Origin of the sequence: Erythrobacter sp. (genome assembly GCA_019739335.1) — a bacterium.
Taxonomy (GTDB): domain Bacteria; phylum Pseudomonadota; class Alphaproteobacteria; order Sphingomonadales; family Sphingomonadaceae; genus Alteraurantiacibacter.
On the sequence record CP073261.1, the window covers coordinates 2,181,862 to 2,196,814 of the forward strand.

Here is a 14,953-nt window from a genome sequence, read left to right on the forward strand (position 1 = left end):
TTAGCGCTGTCCTTCCGCAGGGTCGTGGCGCATCGGACACTCTTGTTCGCATCACAAACCGTTCGATGAATTGCAGGTCACGTAGCGAATGCCGCATCTCGGTGCGTGCCTCACAATTCTGTAAGCGACCTCCTTCACCTACTGAACACCGAACCGCGACCACGAAAGGATCGGGTATATCCATTTCAAAATGATGAGCCGGATGCCAATCTTCTGTCCCCGGAAGTTCAGCGGGAGTGATCTGCGGACATTCACCTAAATCAAAGAGACTCTCGGCGGTCTGCGAAATAGCTGATGCGGGCAATGCCACAGCAAGCAATAAAAAGAATGCCTGCCTCAACATCACCGCCACCCCGCCGTCCAAGCCCAGGTCAGAAACCCCTGCTCCCCATCCAGCGGCGCGGCGGTCAGGATCGGGAACCAGAACACGAAGAACCCCAGCGCTCCCAGCACCATCGCCCAGGGCACCAAGCGCTCGCCGCGCTGCCACAGCCGTTCCACCGCCAGCGCCAGCGCGCCCGAAAGGAACATCGCGGGGAGGAAATAGTGGAAGTAGAATTGCACCGGCTTGGGGGCGATCACCCATAGCGCCATGCTGACCGCATAGAGCAGCACCAGCGCCAGCAGGTCGCGCCGCTTCTCGCGCCAGCCCGCCCAGCCGCACCAGCCGAGCGCGATCAGGCCGAACCACATGGTCACCGGATTGCCGATCAGCATCACCCCGCGCTGCGCCCCGTCGATGGGTTCGTAGAGATACCAGATCACCCGGCTGTTGCCGATCCACTGCCACCACACACTCTGGTACGGATGCGGTTCGGGCACCTGCGTTTGCAGCGCCAGCATCTGGCGGTGCAGGTCGATCAGCCCGGTGGGATCGCCCGATGGCACCGTCCAGAACAGGAATGGCCAGAAGGTCAGCGCATAGACCGCCAAGGGCAGCAGCCCCAGCCACAGCCCTGCTTCCCACAGCGGAATCCCCGCCACAGGCCAGCCGCGCGCCGACATCAGGAACCGCCGTCGCCCCGCCGCCAGCCTGCCAAAGAAGAACGCCAGCCCCGGCAGCACCGCGACGGGAATGGCGTTCCACTTGCTCGCCATAGCGCAGCCGAGCGCCACCCCGCAGACGATCAGCCGCCAGCGCCCGGTCTCGTTCTCGCGCACCGCGCCGGCAAACATCCACAGCGCCACCATCAGGAAGGCGACCATGAACACATCGAGCATGGCGATGCGGGCGTGGACGAACAGCAGGAAATTGGTCGCGACGAACAGCCCGGTCAGCAGGCTGGCCGCGCGGGTCTGGCTGGAAAACCACGCCGCGCGCATCGCCGCGAACAGCGCCAGCGTGCCGAACAGCACGCTCGGTAGCCGCCAGCCGGTGGCATTGTCGCCGAACAACACTATGCCCAGCGCGATCAGCTGCTTGGCCAGTGGCGGGTGTTCCACATTGGTGGCAAAGGTCAGATCGAGCACCGCATTGGCGGCGGGCAGGTAATGCACTTCGTCGAAATAGGGCGCGGTCGGAATGCCGATCCGCACCAGCGCCAATGCGCCAAACGCCAGCGCGATCAGGCCGTTCCAGACAAGCGGATCGCGGGGATGGGTCGGCGCATCGCTCATGCCGGGTCAGCGATAGGCAAGCGCAATGACGAGCGCAATGGCAAGGGCAATTGGCAAACGCCCCTCGCCCCCCTAAACCGCCAGCCGATATGAAAAAGACCACCGGAACCGATCCCGCGATTACCGCCAAATGGCGCCCCGCAACGCAGGCCGTGCGCGCGGGTACCATGCGCAGCGAACACGGCGAGACGAGCGAGGCGCTCTATCTCACCAGCGGCTTCTCCTACGATTCGGCGGAGGAAGTCGCCGCGCGGTTCGCGGGCGAGGCGAGCGGGATGCAGTACTCCCGATTCAAGAACCCGACGGTCGAAATGCTCCAGCAGCGCATCGCCGCGATGGAAGGGGCCGAGGCGTGCCTGGTGCAGGCAAGCGGGATGGCGGCGATGACCTCCTCCTTGCTGTGCATGCTCAGCGCGGGCGATCACGTGGTGGCGGGCCGCGCGGCCTTTGGATCATGCCGCTGGATTCTCGACAACGTGCTCAATCGCTTTGGCATCACCCACACCGCCATCGACGGGACCGACAATGCCGCGTGGGAAGCTGCGGTGCAGCCGAACACCAGGGCGTTCTTTTTCGAAACCCCTGCCAATCCCACGATGGACCTGGTCGATCTGGAATTTGTCTGCAGCCTCGCCCGGTCAAGGGGCATCACCAGCGTGGTGGACAATGCCTTCGCCACCCCGGTGCTCCAGCGCCCGCTCGATTACGGCGCGGACGTTGTCGCCTATTCGGCCACCAAGCTGATGGACGGGCAGGGGCGGGTGATGGCAGGCGCGGTCTGCGCCAGCCGCGAGTGGATCGACGAGAAGCTCAGCCCGTTCCAGCGCAACACCGGCCCGATCTGCGCGCCGTTCAACGCCTGGGTGGTGCTGAAAGGATTGGAAACGCTGCCGCTGCGGGCGCAGGCGCAGAGTGCCAGTGCGCTACAGGTGGCGCAGTTCCTTGAGGATCGCGGGCTGCGGGTGCTTCACCCCGGCTTGCCGAGCCATCCGCAGCATGACCTGTGCCAGCGGCAGATGGTCGCCGCCGGACCGATCTTCGCGCTGTTCGCGCCGCAAGGGCAGGAACAGGCGATGGCGCTGTGCAATGCGCTGGAGCTGATCGACATCTCCAATAACATCGGCGACGCCAAATCGCTGATGTGCCATCCCGCGAGCACGACGCATTACAACATGGGCGCCGAAGGCCGCGCCTTGGCAGGGATCGAAGACGGGATGCTGCGACTGAACGTGGGACTGGAGGATGTGGCCGACCTGATCGAGGATCTGGATCAGGCACTGGGACGCGTGGGATTGTAGAGTCCCTTACCGCTCCACCGCGTTCATGACGTCCTTGACGCTTGACGGCTTGACCCCGCGCTGTTCGAGGTAACGGAACACGCGCCGCCACCAGTCATACAGGCTGTCGAGATCCTGTTCGCTACGGACATAGGGCGTGTCGCCGGGGCGTAGCGAAGGGCTGTGGAACGAGAACACCAGCAGTGGCACCCCATCGTCGAGCGCCATGTCGATCCCGCGAATGGCTTCCTCGACACTCACGCCCTCGGGCGTCAGCGGCACGCGTTCGAGGATGCCGAGCCGCGCCAAAATCCCGCGCAGTGAGGGAGCGCGCCAAAGCCGTGGGTAAATGTAATCGCCCTGCTTCCGCAGCATTCCCCAGAACGCAGTGGTCAGCGGCAGTTCCAATAGCGTCCGTTCGTCGTCAACCCAGTACGGATGGACGGGGTGCCGACGAAAATCCGGGCCGCCCGCTGCCGAGTAATCGAATTTGGCCCGCACCGAGGTGTCTACGGCAATGCCGTTTTCCACCAGCAGTTCGGCGGTATTCGACCCGACCCCGTAGCGACCGGCGCGATAGATTAGCGGGGCGATGCCGAAGTTTGCCTCGATAGCGTTGCGCAGCCGCGAAAGCTTGGCTCTCTCGAGGGTGTGCGGCAGATTTCCGGCGAAGGAATTGGCCTGCGTCACTTCTTCATCGAACGGAGGGTTTACCCACGGGTGCAACTGCACACCGATTTCGGCGCGACCATCGGCCAGCGGATCGCCCAGGATTTCCGCCGCCATCGGCGCATTCGCGATGGGCCAGTCGACCAGATAGATCGGCACGACTTTCTCGTGCTCGCAGAATTCCTGGAACTTGGAGAGCCTCCCGACATGCTCGATGCCGTGGGTATCGCGGGTGAGCGGCTTGTCCCAGTCGAACTCCTCTTCGGTATCGACGGTCAGGAGAAAACGCGGAATCCGGTCCCGGAATCGGGCGCGACTGATCGCCAGCGGCGGATCGAGCAGACTCCGCATCGCCAAAACACTTCTCCAAAATCGATGGCGGACAATTACCCGCCGATGCGTCCCGTGTCCGCGCTAGGTTCGCCGCTGGAGGCGGTCAAGGCGGGAACGACGAGCGTTACGCGATTTGTTTTACAAATTAGTTGACCGCCCGCCGCCGTCGCTTCGGCCTGGGCGAGGCGGAACGCGAAGGCGGGGCCGAACATGCCCGCGTTCACAGCACGCTGCCGCCGGACTTCGCCGATCTGGGCGCTCGTGTCCGCAAACAGCGGTCGGGGTGCCTTCAGGCGCAGCCGGATCAGCGAACCGTCGGAACTGAGGACCAGTCGCGCGTGATCGCCGGGAGCCAGCGCTCCGGCTGCCGTGGCCAGCAAGCGCCAGCACAACACCAGTGCTTCGCTCCGGTCCAGCGCAATCGTGAAAGGGCCGTGGCCTTTGACCTTCAACGAGAATTCGGCATTGCGTGAGCGCAAGGCTGGTTGCAGCCGCTCCAAGGTTTCTTCGATGGAGGCGCGCAGATCGCTGGTGCCCGGCTCCAGTGCCATCGCGCGGCCTTCCAGCTTGACCAGCCTGTCAACCTCATCAAACCCGGCGAGAAGCTTTGCCGCATCTACGGCAATCGCAGCGGCATGGGCGCGATACTGATGTGGGGCGGGGCCGAAAATCTGCTGCTGGATGATCTCGGCAAATCCCTGGATGGCGTTCACAGGGGTGCGCAATTCGTGCAATACCTGCCGCATCCGGTCGGCTTCGCTATCCTGTGGGGCTGCGTCGCTGATGACGGGGCGGCGCAGGCAGCCGCGATAGCCCATAAAGCTGCCGCGCAGCGACTCGAACAGCGGCGCGGCATCCAGCCGCCATTCGCCGGAAATCTCCGGCGCTGCATCGATAGTGAGCGGTACCGCGTGGAGGGGCTGATGCGCGGCCAAGGCGGTAGAAATACGGTTATCAAGAATGGCGAGCTGCCCGGAATGCGGCGAAGTCAGCTGCATCCCGACCATCAGCGGCGCTACTTCCTCGCTGGCCCAGATCACGATACCTTCAGCATCGCTGGCGAATTCGACCGTGGTGAGCTCGCGAGCTTCTGCCTGCTGGTCAAGCGGCAGGCGCGGGGCGTTTGGCTGGTTTCGCCGTTGCTCGCGAAACGCCTCGATCCGTCGCAGCAGTGTTCCGATGCCCTCGCTGGCCGCAGGCGCAAGCGAACGGGCGGGGGCCGGCCCTGCCTCGACCGTCGCGATCCGTGCGATGCGGGCGTGGTCTGGTTCCGGCAGGACCAGATCGCCGACGCCCAACTGCACCAGCAAATCTTTCACCCGTGGCGAAAGATCGCGTCGATGGCGCAGGAAGCCGCGCGCGGTTACGGGCAGCTGCGGGATTGTTTCCAGCCACTCTTTTTCAGTCAGCCGCGCGGTGGCCATTGCCGACGCAGCAGGCTTCGCTTCTCCGACAGCGAGAAAACGCACCAGTTCGGGATTGCGAAGCCGTAGGCCGGGTTCGCGCAGGATTCGCGACTGGTCTTCCTGCGGCAGGGACTTTGCCAGTTCATCCAGCTTGGCGAAGGCTTCTCCGCGCAGTTGCGGTTCGCTAGCCTCGGTCGCCGTACCCAGCAGGTCGAGCAACTGCCGGTATTGCGTGCGCAGCACCGCATCGCTCTGGGCGCGCGTGCGCAGCACCGTGGCGAGGCGATCGTCGAACTGCATTGGGCTCCGGTCTGGCAAAGGTTAACACTTTCCTGCTTCGCCAATAGACCGTGCTGCGCCCGCGCACATGCACGCTGCGGGGTGCGTTGCAAAAAGGGACAATTGCGGGCATACAGAATAATCATATTGTCCGGCGCTCCATTTCGTGCGGGATGTTACACGAAGCGCACACAGGCTTGCGCGAACCACAGGGGACGAGGGCGATGGCTACGCTCGATACGATTGATCGCAGGCTGCTGGCGGAATTGCAGGCCGAAGGGCGGGTGACCAATGTCGATCTCGCGCGCCGTGTCGGCCTCACCGCGCCGCCGTGTCTGCGCCGGGTCCGTTCGCTGGAAGAGGCGGGGGTGATCAAGGGCTATCACGCCGATCTCGATGCCTCGAAGCTGGGCTTTGCAATCACCGTGTTCGCCATGGTTTCGCTGCGCAGCCAGGCCGAGGAAGACCTGCGCGCGTTCGAAGAGCACGTGAAGACCCTTCCCGAAGTGCGCGAATGCCACATGCTCAACGGCGAGATCGACTTCATCCTCAAGATCGTCAGCCGCGACCTGCAAAGCTTCCAGGAATTCCTCACCAGCCGCCTGACACCCGCGCCCAATGTTGCGAGCGTCAAGACTTCGCTGACGATCCGTACTGCCAAACACCAGCCGGGCGTGCCGCTGGATTAGGGGTGCAGCAGTTCCGCGTAGTGACTAAACAGAGTTTCGCTACCGGTTTCGGGCGTTAGATCGGCGCGATATTCGCCAGTCAGCGGATCGAACACCAGCATCGACTCGGTGGCGTAATAGCGCCCGATGCGAGCATATTCGGCCTTGGCCTTGGCGCGGCGGGAGATTTGGCCTGCCACGCTGAGTAACGCGATAATCGCGTCCATCATGGCAACCGGAACGTGGCGGAAGCGCGGTTCTCGGCCCAGCAGTTCGAATAGCTTCTCGCCCTGCTGCTTTGGCGTGATCGCCGGGCCGGGGCCGCCGATGGGGAGCACCTTGTTGTGCATCGCCGCGTCCGTCACTGCGCGGCTGAGGTAACGGCCGAGGTCGCCATCGCTGATCGGCTTGCAACTTGTGAGTTCGCCGTTGCCGAACAGCAGGAAAGGCTTGCCGCGCCGCGCTCGTTCGACCTGTCCGGACAGCGATTTGAAGAAGGCGGTGGGGCGGACGATGCTCCACGTCAGGCCTGACTCCACCAGCTCGCGCTCGAAGGCGAGCTTGGCGTGTTGGAACGCCAGCAATGGCTTTTGGACGCAGATCGCCGAGAGCAGGATCATGTGCGGCACACTCGCCGCTTTGGCCGCCGCGAGGGTGTCGGCATTGGCTTGGTAGTCCACCGCCCAAGCATCGGCTGGTTCCCCGCTACGCGAGGCGAGGCAGGAGATTACGCAGTCGAAAAGCTCTCCGGCCAGATCGCTGTCGGGTTCACCGATGCGACATTGCGCCCCGGCTGCTTCAAGCTCCTCCCGCACCGCCAAGCCCGAAGCCGAACCGCGCAACACACACGTAGCCGCATGACCATCCGCCAGCAGCGCCTTCGCCGTTGCAAGCCCGATCGTCCCGCTGGCGCCGAACAGCAGGACGCGCTTGCGGCCCACCTCTGCCGGTTCAGCTATCGCCAGCCTCCGCCGCGCGCTTTTCCAGCCATTCTTCCAGCCACTTGATCGTGTAGTCGCCGCTGATCACGTCGGGCTGGCGGATCAGTTCCTGGTGCAGCGGGATCGAGGTTTTCACGCCTTCCACCACCATTTCCTCCAGCGCCCGGCGCAGGCGCATCAGGCAGCCTTCGCGAGTGCGGCCGTAGACGATCAGCTTGGCGATCATCGAATCGTAGTAGGGCGGGATCGTGTAGCCCGCGTAGAGTCCGCTATCGACGCGCACGTGCATCCCGCCCGCCGCGTGGTAATAGCTGACCTTGCCGGGGCTGGGGGCGAAAGTGAACGGGTCTTCCGCGTTGATCCGGCATTCGATGGCGTGGCCGGTGAAGCGCAGGTCTTCCTGCGTAACCGACAGGGGCTTGCCATCGGCGATGCGGATCTGTTCGCGCACCAGGTCCATCCCGGTGATCGCTTCGGTGACAGGGTGTTCCACCTGCAGCCGGGTGTTCATCTCGATGAAGAAGAACTCCCCATTTTCCCACAGGAATTCGATCGTCCCCGCACCGCGATAGCCCATGTCGGCCATCGCCTTGGCCACGATGCCGCCCATCCGGTCCCGCTCTTCGGGGGTGATGACGGGGGAGGGGGCTTCCTCGAAGACCTTCTGGTGGCGGCGTTGCAGTGAGCAGTCGCGTTCCCCCAGATGGATTGCATTGCCCTCGCCATCGCCGAACACCTGGAATTCGATGTGGCGCGGATTGCCGAGGTACTTTTCGAGGTACATGGTGTCGTCGCCGAAGGCAGCCTTGGCCTCGCTCATCGCCTGCTTCACCAGCGCTTCGAGCTGGGCTTCGTCAGGAATGACTTTCATCCCGCGCCCGCCGCCGCCGGCTGCGGCCTTGGCCAGCACCGGATAGCCGATCTCCTTGGCGACCCGGCGCATTTCGTCGAAGTCCGACACCGCGCCATTGCTGCCGGGTACCAGCGGCAGGCCGAGCGCGCCGGCGGTCTTCTTGGCCGCCACCTTGTCGCCCATGGTGCGGATGTGTTCGGGCTTGGGGCCGATCCACTTGATGCCGTGCGCTTCGACAATGTCGGCGAACTGGGCGTTTTCGGAAAGGAAGCCGTAGCCGGGATGGATCGCGTCGGCATCGGTGATTTCTGCCGCCGAGATGATCGCCGCAGTGTTGAGATAGCTGTCCTTCGCCGCAGGCGGCCCGATGCACACCGCACGGTCCGCCAGCCGGACATGCATGGCATCGGCGTCGGCGGTGGAATGGACCGCTACCGTCTCGATCCCCATTTCATGCGCGGCGCGGTGGATGCGCAGCGCGATTTCGCCGCGATTGGCGATCAGGATACGCGAAATGCCCATGCCGCGCCTCAGGCGACCACGACCAGCGGCTGGCCGAATTCGACCGGCGCGCCGTTGTCGATCAGGATCGCCTGCACCGATCCGTCCGCCGGGGCGGTGATCGGGTTCATCACTTTCATCGCTTCGACGATCAGCAGCGTATCGCCCTTCTTCACCTGATCCCCCACGGCGACGAAGTTCGCAGCACCGGGTTCGGGCGTGAGGTAAGCCGTACCAACCATCGGCGATTTCACCGCGTTGGCGTTGTCCGGCTTGGCTTCCGCGGCAGGCGCAGCGGGCGCAGGCGCAGCTGCGGATGCCGGAGCGGCGGCCACGCTTGCCACCAGCGGCGCAGCCACTGCGGCGGGAGCGGCGCGTGAGACGCGAATGCGCCGGTCGCCTTCCTCAACCTCGATTTCGGTCAGCCCGGTTTCGGCCAGCATATCGGCCAGTTCGCGAACCAGTGCCGGATCGACGTTCATGCCGCCACGGCGGGTGGTGGGTCCAGTTTTGTCGGACATGCAATCCCCAATGCGTAGGTAATCAGATTGCGGGCGGGGCTAGAACCACTCGCGCCGTAAGGCAAGTGTGTGGGGCAAGTGCGGCGCGCTACAGGCGGGCTGCGGCTTCCAGCGCCAGTTCGTAGCCGTAGACCCCGAACCCGCAGATCGAACCCAAGGCCGCCATGCCGACATAGCTGTGATGGCGATAGGCCTCGCGCGCGGCGGGGTTGGAGATATGCACTTCGATCACCGGCGTGCGGATCGCCCTGATCGCATCGTAGAGCGCCAGGCTGGTGTGGGTGAGCGCGCCCGCGTTGAGGATCACCGCCTTGGCCCCGTCGGCCTGCGCTTCGTGCAGCCAGTCGATCAGGTGGCCCTCGTGGTTCGACTGGCGCACATCGACGGTGAGGCCGAGCGCCAGCGCCTTGTCCTCCAGCCGCGCGGCGACATCGTCCAGCGTCTCCGCGCCGTAGATTTCCGGTTCGCGCGTGCCGAGCAGGTTCAGGTTGGGTCCGTTGAGGACGAGAACGGTCTGGGTCATGCCATGCCCTTAGCCCCTCCTTGCCGGAGGGGCCAAGGACAAAGCATGTCGGCGTCCACAGGCGTGCGCACGTGAGACTTGGACCGGATGTTACAGGGTTCAGGAAGCTATTTGTCCACCCCCTTCACCTTCCCCCACTGGCGCGCGGCGGTGTAGCCGAGATAGCCGGTGCCGAACAACGCGTAGAGCGGTTCGGGCAGGCCCGCGAGATAGGCGTTCATGCCCGCGCCGATATCCCCAGCCATCTGCGGATTGAACCCGGCGAGCACGCCCATCGGCATGGCGAACAGGATCATCGCGTACATGACATAGAGGAAGCTGGGGCGCGCGCGGCTGGTCCACGGATCGGTGCTTTGCGCTTCGGCGATGATCGCGGAGAGGCGCTGTTCGACCTGCTCCATTTCCTGCGTGCCTTCGAGCCGGATGAGTTCGAGCTTGGCCCGGTCGCGTGCTTCCTTGTCGGGAATGATCTTGTCGATGATGGAGGCGATAGGGCCGATGAGCGATTCGATGAGGGGCATGGGCAGGGTTCCTTTGCGGTTGTAAACCTTATATATGTGAACCAAAACGGTTAGTGTAGGAAAGGGGCTTGCTCCTGCGCCTTTGCCGGATATCGTGGCGCTGCTGGACAGGGAGCAAGCGGTGGACGAGGCGCAGCAACGCTATTCGGGTGGAGCGATCCTGCTGCACTGGCTGATTGCGCTCGCGCTGGCCGGGCAGATGGCACTGGGCTTTGCCATGCCGAAGGATGCCAGCGGGTTCGAGCTGTACCAGCTGCACAAGTCAATCGGCGTCACCATTCTCGCGCTGAGCGTGCTGCGGCTGGGGTGGCGCTGGCGTATGGGCGGCACGCGCCCGCCGCCTGCCGAACGCGGCTTCACCGGCTGGCTGGCGAGCGCGGTCCACGCGGGATTCTACGTGGTGATGATCGCTCTGCCGCTGACCGGCTGGGCGTTGGTTTCGACTGCCGAAATCAAGGTGCCAACCGTTCTGTTCGGCGTGGTGCCGCTGCCGCACCTGCCGCTGCCCGACGGTCTGGGCGAGCTGTTCGAGGAGAGCCACGAGCTGCTGGCATGGGGCGGGATCGCCTTGTTCGTGCTCCACGTGGTTGGGGCGTTGCGGCACCAGTTCCTGATGAAGGACCGGCTGCTGGCGCGGATGTCGCCGAGTGGCGGCGGCGGGTTTGCCCTGCTGATGGGCGGGGTGGTGGTGGTGCTCGGTCTGGTGGTGCTGATGAATGTCGGCAGCGAACGGGCGGAGCAGCCAGCCGCGCCGGTGGCCGCTACGCCGTCCAGCGACCTGGCGCGGATAGCTGATGGTGAAGCCGAAGGCGCAGAACCTGAAAGCGGAGCGACCGCTGAGGCGGAGGTTGTGGAGGACGCGCCTGAAGCCGAAGCCGAAACTGAAGCCGAAGCGAGCGCTGCCGCCGCCGGTCCCCCGCCTGCATGGACCATCCGCCCCGGCGGTACCCTGCGCTTCTCGGTCGACAACGCCGGCAGCGCGATGAACGGCAGTTTCGCGCGCTGGAGTGGCAACATCGTGATGGATCCCGACAATCCGCAGACCGCGCGCATCGCCATCGATATCGACCTTGCCAGCGCCAGCATGGGCGACGCCACGCAGGACACCATGCTGCGCGGCGCGGAGTTCCTCGCTGCGGGGAGCAATCCCACGGCGACATGGCGCAGCACTTCGGTCCGTTCGCTCGGCGGCGGGCGGTACGAGGCGCAGGGAACGCTGTCGCTCAAGGGCGCAAGCCGTCCACAGGCGATCCGCTTCACGCTGGAGGGCGAAGGCGCGCAGCGGCAGGTGACGGGGAGCGCGACGATCGATCGCAATGCCTTTGGCGTCGGTACGGGCGAGAATGCGGCGGGGCTGGGCGCGAATGTCAGCGTGAACTTCGCCTTTTCGGCGAGTCGGTGACGCGCATTTGGGTGACGCCATCCATTCCTTGCCCGCTCATGCTGAGCTTGTCGAAGCACAGCCACAGTATCGGCCCAGCCGGGGAGCATGGTGGCTATCCTTCGACAGGCTCAGGATGAGCGGGGTGGGTCGAGTGGGGCGTATTCGAGAAAGAAATTCGCCGTCAGCCTGCCAACCATTGGCTCCTCGCTCAGCAGGTCAGGTCGATCGATAACCCCGCTATGCAGGTTGTGGCTGCGATAGGCGAGCAGCCGGTTCGGCCGCGCTGAGAAGCTGGCGATGCGGGTAAAACCCGGCGTCGCATCGTCCGGATAGCCGTGCAAATCGCCCGCTATGGTTTCGCGTATCACGGCAAGCCAGGCCTCGCGATCCGCCAAGTCCACGCACTCCATCCCGCTGGCCAGATGGCGATAGAAGGCAGTGCCGCCGAAATGCGCCGGGCACAGGTAATGCAGGAGCGCGATCCGGTCGCCGTCCGCCACATCGACATGCGGCAATTTCTGGCGTGGGTGCAGCCGTGCGGGCGGGTAAGTAACCAGCGAGAAATTGCAGTCGAAGCGGGTGAGCTTCATCGCCCTGCCGGGGAAGAACAGTTCTCCGATAAGCGGGTCCAGCCGTTGCAGCAGCGCCTTCACATAAGTAGCGGGTAGCGGTGCGCGGAGGCCGGGGAAGCCGCCGTTCTGGCCAACATCGCTGAATTTCGCGCCCGCCGCCACAGCGCGCAGGGCCTGCCAGTCGCGCAGCACCCCGTCGATCACCGCGACCTTTTCGAACGCGCTGCCGATTGGCACCTCCTGCACCTCGAAACTGTCGGCGAGCGTGAAATCCCCCATGCCGATCACTATCGCGCAAGGCACAGCGCGGGCGCAAAGAAAAAACGTGAAGTGGCCCGCGCTTGTGCGCTAGGCTCCCGCGCATGAAGGGGGTGGAACCGATACGCGAAGTGGTGATCGCAGGCGGCGGCACCGCAGGCTGGATGGCCGCCGCCGCGCTTTCCGCCTGGTTCGGCGAGCAATTGCAGATCACGCTCGTCGAAAGTGAGGAGATCGGCACCGTCGGCGTGGGCGAGGCGACGATCCCGCAGATCCACCTGTTCAACCGCCTGCTCGGGTTCGACGAGGATGCCTTCGTCCGCGCCACCGCCGCCACCTTCAAGCTGGGTATCCGGTTCGAGGACTGGCTGGAGCCGGGGCACGCCTACATCCACGGCTTCGGCGGGATCGGGCGGCAGATCGGCAAGCTGCCGTTCCACCAGTACTGGCTGCGCTACCGGGCTGAAGGCGGGCCGCTCGCGCTCGATGCCTTCAGCGCCAACCTGATGGCTGCGCAGGCGGGGAAGTTTGGACGCCCTGCGAGGGGCACCGCCAGTCGCAGCACGCTCGCGCACGCCTATCACTTCGACGCCGGGCTTTATGCCGCTTTCCTCCGCCGCCATGCCGAAACGCGCGGAGTGCGGCGTGTGGAGGGGAAAATCCGCGCGGTTCGCCAGCATTCGGAAAGCGGCCATATCCGCGCGCTGTGCCTCGATGGCGGGCGGGAAATCGGAGGCGAGCTGTTCCTCGACTGCACCGGCTTTCGCGCCCTGCTGATCGGCGAGACGATGGGAAGTGCCTACGAGGACTGGTCGCACTGGCTGCCGTGCAATCGTGCCTTTGCCGTGCCCACTGCAAGCGCGGGGCCGCCCGATCCCTTCACCCGCTCCACTGCGCGCGAGGCAGGATGGCAGTGGCACATCCCCTTGCAGCATCGCACCGGTAACGGGCTGGTGTTCAGCGCAGACTACTGGAGCGAGGATTCAGCGCGCGAAACGCTGCTGGCGAACCTTTCCGGGAAGCCGCTGGCCGAGCCACGGATGATCCGCTTCACCACCGGCAAGCGCGCGCAGGGCTGGGTCGGAAACTGTGTCTCGCTGGGACTGGCGGGGGGCTTTCTCGAACCGCTCGAATCGACTTCGATCCACATGATCCAGTCGGCGATTGCGCGGCTGGTCGACAACTTCCCGCGCCGCGATTTCGCCCCTGCCGCGATCGCCGAATACAACGCCCAGACCGATTTCGAATATGCCGCGCTGCGCGATTTCCTCGTGCTGCATTACCGGCTCAACCGCCGCGAGGGCGCGTTCTGGCGCTATCTGAGGGAAATGCCGCTGCCCGACAGCCTTACGCAGAAGCTGGCGCTGTTCGCCGAGAACGGCATGGCCCACCGCTTCAACACCGAACTGTTCGACGTGCCGAGCTGGGTGCAGGTGATGCTGGGGCAAGGGCTGGAGCCCGCCGCGTGGCACCCGATGGCCGACGCGGTTTCAGATGCCGAGCTCGCGCGGTTTATTGCCGATACCGCGCGAAACGTCGAAGCGGAGGTGGCGGGCCTGCCCGCACATAGCGATCATATCGCCGCCACCTGCACCGTTCCTAACTGAGTTCAGGCCTAATTGATCGTGTCGTCCGCTGCCGGCGCCTGATCGGTCAACTTGGCCGCGCCCAGCTTTTCGAGCGTTTCGGGCGGCAGCAGGCGGGCGATCAGCGGGTGCAGCTTCAACATACCTTCCTTTGCCACTTGGCGGAAATTGGTGAGCACGCTGATGGTCGCCTCCTGAGTCGGTGCAACCACGTCGAGCAGCCACTTGTTGTCCCCGCTGTTCCATTCTTCAGGCTTTAGGCGGACGGGGAAAGTGCCGGTCCGGATCTGTTCGGCAATGCGCTGGTCTACTTCGTCCGAAACCGTGGCCCAGATGGCAAAGCCGATCATCTCGCGCGGGGCCTTGGGCGCGTCCCCTTCGGCGGGCTTGGGATAGGCCATCGCCAGCCGGTCGCGCATCAGCGGTTCGAGTACGAGGTGCTGCAAATCGCCGATGGTCTGATTGCGATAGCGCGGCAACATCATCATCGCCATTGCCGCCTTGCCGAAGTTCTCCCGCACGCTCGCCCGCAGCGCCTCGATCTGGGCGACGAACTCTTTCGGCACCTTCTGATCGGGCATATCCGCTGTGTCGTTGCGGGCCGTGGTAGCCTCGCTCTGCGCGCTCTTGGCGGCTTTGCGACTCGGTTTGCTGTCGGCCATCGAAATCCCCTCGGTTTGTAAAATACTTGTAGAAATGCGACAAAATTACATTCAGATAACAATCGACTACTATAGCGCCTGCGTGGGTTCATCAATAATTTTGGCCGAAAAGACAATTTATTCGTCCGTAATGCGTGCCATACTGTCATTTGCCGCTGCCACGCCCTTGATACTGTCATGGTTCTTTGCTTTCCTCCTGTCGGATTATGCCGCGCCAAGTGGGGCTAGCGGGCAATCGACAGAGGGGGCTGGCAATCGTGACCGTTACGACAATTGCAATTCGCGCTGCTTTCCCGCTGACAGGGGACTACAGTCATGGATGAAGAAGCCGATCTCGTCACCGAGGTTTCGCTCTCCAGCGGCAACAATATGCCCGTGGTCG

At 64.3% G+C, this 14,953-nt stretch carries 13 protein-coding genes and 1 pseudogene; 4 read left to right on the plus strand and 10 right to left on the minus strand.

From position 1 onward, the window contains the following. Positions 1 to 342 precede the first annotated feature (342 nt). Positions 343 to 1,617, minus strand: coding sequence for a glycosyltransferase family 39 protein (locus JY451_10690; protein QZH74200.1), 1,275 nt, complete (start codon positions 1,615 to 1,617; stop codon positions 343 to 345). An 89-nt stretch (positions 1,618 to 1,706) separates the two neighbouring features. Between JY451_10690 and JY451_10695 the strand changes: the two genes are divergently transcribed. Then, complete coding sequence (locus JY451_10695; protein QZH74201.1) at positions 1,707 to 2,915, plus strand: aminotransferase class I/II-fold pyridoxal phosphate-dependent enzyme; 1,209 nt, start codon at positions 1,707 to 1,709, stop codon at positions 2,913 to 2,915. Between the two features lie 6 nt (positions 2,916 to 2,921). On the opposite strand, the gene JY451_10700 is transcribed toward JY451_10695, so the two are convergent. Then, positions 2,922 to 3,914, minus strand: coding sequence for a polysaccharide deacetylase family protein (locus tag JY451_10700; protein ID QZH74202.1), 993 nt, complete (start codon positions 3,912 to 3,914; stop codon positions 2,922 to 2,924). 35 nt (positions 3,915 to 3,949) lie between these two features. After that, positions 3,950 to 5,602: a HAMP domain-containing histidine kinase gene (locus JY451_10705; protein QZH74203.1), complete on the minus strand. Its 1,653-nt coding sequence runs from the start codon at positions 5,600 to 5,602 to the stop codon at positions 3,950 to 3,952. Between the two features lie 203 nt (positions 5,603 to 5,805). On the opposite strand from JY451_10705, the gene JY451_10710 reads away from it, so the two are divergent. Further along, the gene (locus JY451_10710; GenBank protein ID QZH74204.1) at positions 5,806 to 6,270 is read left to right on the plus strand and encodes an Lrp/AsnC family transcriptional regulator; all 465 of its coding nucleotides are present in this window, start codon (positions 5,806 to 5,808) and stop codon (positions 6,268 to 6,270) included. On the opposite strand, the gene JY451_10715 is transcribed toward JY451_10710, so the two are convergent. The 5 genes from JY451_10715 to JY451_10735 all read right to left on the minus strand — a co-directional run bounded on the left by JY451_10715 (position 6,267) and on the right by JY451_10735 (position 10,109). Continuing rightward, positions 6,267 to 7,208 carry an NAD(P)H-binding protein gene (locus JY451_10715; protein ID QZH76684.1) on the minus strand — a complete coding sequence of 314 codons (942 nt, stop codon included), beginning with the start codon at positions 7,206 to 7,208 and terminating at the stop codon, positions 6,267 to 6,269. The genes JY451_10710 and JY451_10715 overlap by 4 nt on opposite strands. Continuing rightward, on the minus strand, positions 7,201 to 8,565 hold the full coding sequence (accC, locus tag JY451_10720) for an acetyl-CoA carboxylase biotin carboxylase subunit (GenBank protein QZH74205.1): 1,365 nt from the start codon (positions 8,563 to 8,565) through the stop codon (positions 7,201 to 7,203). Before accC ends, JY451_10715 begins: the two co-directional genes overlap by 8 nt. 8 nt (positions 8,566 to 8,573) lie before the next feature. Further along, on the minus strand, positions 8,574 to 9,026 hold the full coding sequence (gene accB / locus JY451_10725; protein QZH76685.1) for an acetyl-CoA carboxylase biotin carboxyl carrier protein: 453 nt from the start codon (positions 9,024 to 9,026) through the stop codon (positions 8,574 to 8,576). A gap of 127 nt (positions 9,027 to 9,153) precedes the next feature. Then, positions 9,154 to 9,588: a type II 3-dehydroquinate dehydratase gene (aroQ, locus tag JY451_10730; protein QZH74206.1), complete on the minus strand. Its 435-nt coding sequence runs from the start codon at positions 9,586 to 9,588 to the stop codon at positions 9,154 to 9,156. 107 nt (positions 9,589 to 9,695) lie between these two features. Then, entirely contained in the window at positions 9,696 to 10,109 is a 414-nt protein-coding gene (locus JY451_10735) for a holin family protein (GenBank protein QZH74207.1), read from the minus strand. A 136-nt stretch (positions 10,110 to 10,245) separates the two neighbouring features. Between JY451_10735 and JY451_10740 the strand changes: the two are divergent. After that, positions 10,246 to 11,511, plus strand: a pseudogene (locus JY451_10740) (cytochrome b/b6 domain-containing protein). A gap of 110 nt (positions 11,512 to 11,621) precedes the next feature. On the opposite strand, the gene JY451_10745 reads toward JY451_10740, so the two are convergent. Next, entirely contained in the window at positions 11,622 to 12,344 is a 723-nt protein-coding gene (locus JY451_10745) for a hypothetical protein (GenBank protein QZH74208.1), read from the minus strand. A gap of 83 nt (positions 12,345 to 12,427) precedes the next feature. Between JY451_10745 and JY451_10750 the strand changes: the two genes are divergently transcribed. Then, positions 12,428 to 13,930 carry a tryptophan 7-halogenase gene (locus JY451_10750; protein QZH74209.1) on the plus strand — a complete coding sequence of 501 codons (1,503 nt, stop codon included), beginning with the start codon at positions 12,428 to 12,430 and terminating at the stop codon, positions 13,928 to 13,930. 8 nt (positions 13,931 to 13,938) lie between these two features. Here the strand turns inward: JY451_10750 and JY451_10755 are convergent, their stop codons facing one another. Further along, a complete protein-coding gene (locus JY451_10755) occupies positions 13,939 to 14,571 on the minus strand; it encodes a toxin-activating lysine-acyltransferase (GenBank protein ID QZH74210.1) in 633 nt (210 codons plus the stop codon). Between the last annotated feature and the right edge of the window lie 382 nt (positions 14,572 to 14,953).

Coding starts and splice junctions, on each gene's coding strand:
- JY451_10690 (QZH74200.1), bottom strand. CDS start 1,617: ATGAGCGATGCGCCGACCCATCCCCGCGATCCGCTTGTCTGGAACGGC.
- JY451_10695 (QZH74201.1), top strand. CDS start 1,707: ATGAAAAAGACCACCGGAACCGATCCCGCGATTACCGCCAAATGGCGC.
- JY451_10700 (QZH74202.1), bottom strand. CDS start 3,914: ATGCGGAGTCTGCTCGATCCGCCGCTGGCGATCAGTCGCGCCCGATTC.
- JY451_10705 (QZH74203.1), bottom strand. CDS start 5,602: ATGCAGTTCGACGATCGCCTCGCCACGGTGCTGCGCACGCGCGCCCAG.
- JY451_10710 (QZH74204.1), top strand. CDS start 5,806: ATGGCTACGCTCGATACGATTGATCGCAGGCTGCTGGCGGAATTGCAG.
- accC (QZH74205.1), bottom strand. CDS start 8,565: ATGGGCATTTCGCGTATCCTGATCGCCAATCGCGGCGAAATCGCGCTG.
- accB (QZH76685.1), bottom strand. CDS start 9,026: ATGAACGTCGATCCGGCACTGGTTCGCGAACTGGCCGATATGCTGGCC.
- aroQ (QZH74206.1), bottom strand. CDS start 9,588: ATGACCCAGACCGTTCTCGTCCTCAACGGACCCAACCTGAACCTGCTC.
- JY451_10735 (QZH74207.1), bottom strand. CDS start 10,109: ATGCCCCTCATCGAATCGCTCATCGGCCCTATCGCCTCCATCATCGAC.
- JY451_10745 (QZH74208.1), bottom strand. CDS start 12,344: ATGGGGGATTTCACGCTCGCCGACAGTTTCGAGGTGCAGGAGGTGCCA.
- JY451_10750 (QZH74209.1), top strand. CDS start 12,428: ATGAAGGGGGTGGAACCGATACGCGAAGTGGTGATCGCAGGCGGCGGC.
- JY451_10755 (QZH74210.1), bottom strand. CDS start 14,571: ATGGCCGACAGCAAACCGAGTCGCAAAGCCGCCAAGAGCGCGCAGAGC.